This window comes from Amycolatopsis rhizosphaerae (genome assembly GCF_007713715.1).
In the GTDB taxonomy this organism is placed as follows: Bacteria; Actinomycetota; Actinomycetes; order Mycobacteriales; family Pseudonocardiaceae; genus Amycolatopsis_E; species Amycolatopsis_E rhizosphaerae.
On the sequence record NZ_VJWX01000730.1, the window covers coordinates 1 to 2,413 of the forward strand.

Below are 2,413 nucleotides of genomic sequence, written 5' to 3' on the forward strand. Positions count from 1 at the left end.
GTGCAGAACCGCCGGTGGGCCGGGGTGCCGTTCTACCTGCGCACCGGCAAGCGGCTGGGGCGCCGCGTCACCGAGATCGCGGTGATGTTCAAGCGGGCCCCGCACCTGCCCTTCGACCGCACCTCCACCGAGGAGCTGGGGCAGAACGCACTGGTGATCCGCGTCCAGCCGGACGAGGGCGTGACCATGCGGTTCGGGTCGAAGGTGCCGGGCACCACGATGGAGGTCCGGGACGTCACGATGGACTTCGGGTACGGCCATGCCTTCACCGAGTCCTCCCCCGAGGCCTACGAGCGGCTCATCCTCGACGTGCTGCTCGGCGAGCCCTCGCTGTTCCCGGTGAACGAGGAAGTCGAACTGTCCTGGCAGATCCTGGACCCGGTCCTGGAGCACTGGGCCAAGCAGGGTGCGCCCGAGCCGTATGCACCCGGGAGCTGGGGTCCCGCCTCGGCGGACGAGGTGCTGCAGCGCAGCGGGCGGAACTGGAGGCGACCGTGAGCCACACTTTGCGCAGCCCCGGCCACGGTCGCCGACCGGGTGCGGGTGCCCCGCAAGAACACCGGGCGACCGTGAGCCACACTTTGCGCAGCCCCGGCCACGGTCGCCGACCGGGTGCGGGTGCCCCGCACAAGCACTGGAGGCGACCGTGATCATCGATTTGCCCTCGACCACGACCTCTCAGGTCAACCGCAAGCTGGTGGAGTTGCGGGAGCGTGGCGGTGCGGTCGCGCTCGGCCGCGTGCTCACCCTGGTGATCGTCGATGACGACGGCGAGCACCTGGAGGCGCACATCGACGCCGCCAACGAGGCCAGCCGCGAGCACCCGTGCCGGGTGATCGTGGTCGCGCGGGGTTCCCGCACGGCGGCGGCGCGCATCGACGGCCAGATCCGGGTCGGCGGTGATGCCGGTGCCAGCGAGGTGGTGATCCTGCGGCTGTACGGCCCGCTCGCGGCCCAGGGCCAGAGTGCGGTGGTGCCGCTGCTGCTGCCGGACGCGCCGATCGTCACCTGGTGGCCCAGCGCGGGCCCGAAGGCTCCGGCGCAGGACCCGATCGGCCAGCTGGCGCAGCGCCGGATCACCGACTCGGCGGCCGAGCGCAGCCCGATAAGAGCACTGGCCACCCGCCGCAAGTCCTATGTGGAGGGTGACACGGATCTGGCTTGGACGCGGTTGACCAACTGGCGTGCCCAGCTGGTGGCCGCGCTGGACCTGCCGCCGTACGAGAAGATCACGGCCGCCACGGTGACCGGCGAAGCGGATTCGCCCTCCACGGAGCTGCTGGCGGGCTGGCTCGCCGAGTACCTGCGGGTGCCGGTGAAGCGGGTGAAAACCAGTACGGCGCAAGGAATCGTGTCCGTTTCGCTGGAGCGTCGCTCGGGTGCGGTGGAGCTGTACCGGCCGGACGGCAAGGTCGGCATGCTCACCCAGCCCGGCCAGCCGACCCGGCGCATCGCGCTGCACCGCCGCAGCACCAAGGACTGTCTCATCGAGGAGCTGCGGAGGCTCGACCCGGACGAGGTCTACGAGGCCGCGTTGCATGGTCTGGACAAGCTGAGCGCGGGCGCCGCCAAGAGCCCCGGCAAGGCCAAGAGCAACGGGAAGAAGCCGGCGAAGGCGGCCGCCTCGTGAGCGCGACCGAGGTGGTCGTCTACGCCAATCCGGAACTGCTGGCCGCGGCGGCCGCCGCCCGGCTGGTGACCAGGCTGGTGGATCTGCAGGCCGCCAAGGGAAGCGCCTCGCTGGTGCTCACCGGCGGCACCACCGGGATCGCGGTGCTGGAACAGCTGCACCGCTCCCCGGCACGGGATGCGGTGGACTGGTCCCGGCTGGACCTGTACTGGGGTGACGAGCGGTTCGTGCCCGCGGACGACGACGAGCGCAACGAAAAGCAGGCCCGCGAAGCGCTGCTCGACCACGTGCCCGTCGACCCGGAGCGGGTGCACGCGATGCCGGCCTCGGACGGGGAATTCGGCGATGATCCGGACGCGGCGGCGGAGGCCTACGCCCGGGTTCTGGCCCGCCACGCCCGGCCCGAAGACCACGGCGCGGTGCCGGGATTCGACATCGTGCTGCTCGGCCTCGGCGGTGAAGGACACACCGCGTCGATCTTCCCGGAATCGCCCGCGGTGTACGAAACCCAGCGGCCGGTGATCGCGGTGCGCAACTCGCCGAAGCCTCCGCCGACCAGGATCTCGCTGACCCTGCCCGCCCTTCGGCAGGGACACGACGTCTGGCTGCTGACCACCGGGGCAACCAAGGCCGATGCGGTGGCGCTGGCACTGGCCGGCGCCGGCGAGGTGCAACTCCCGGTCGCCGGTGCCCGCGGACGGCGGCGCACGCTGTGGCTGATCGACCGGACCGCGGCGGGCAAGCTGTCGAACGTCTACCTGCCCCCGACGGCCTGATCGAAGG

Annotated in this window: 2 protein-coding genes and 1 pseudogene; all 3 read left to right on the top strand. The window is 71.5% G+C overall.

The features are described from left to right. Positions 1-498 (top strand): annotated as a pseudogene (locus FNH05_RS36130) (glucose-6-phosphate dehydrogenase); the annotation flags it as partial. Positions 499-646: 148 nt separating this feature from the next. Then, on the top strand, positions 647-1,630 hold the full coding sequence (gene opcA, locus FNH05_RS36135; RefSeq protein WP_144593331.1) for a glucose-6-phosphate dehydrogenase assembly protein OpcA: 984 nt from the start codon (positions 647-649) through the stop codon (positions 1,628-1,630). After that, complete coding sequence (pgl, locus tag FNH05_RS36140) at positions 1,627-2,406, top strand: 6-phosphogluconolactonase (protein WP_144593332.1); 780 nt, start codon at positions 1,627-1,629, stop codon at positions 2,404-2,406. The genes opcA and pgl overlap by 4 nt, the downstream gene beginning before the upstream one ends. The last annotated feature ends 7 nt before the right edge of the window (positions 2,407-2,413 follow it).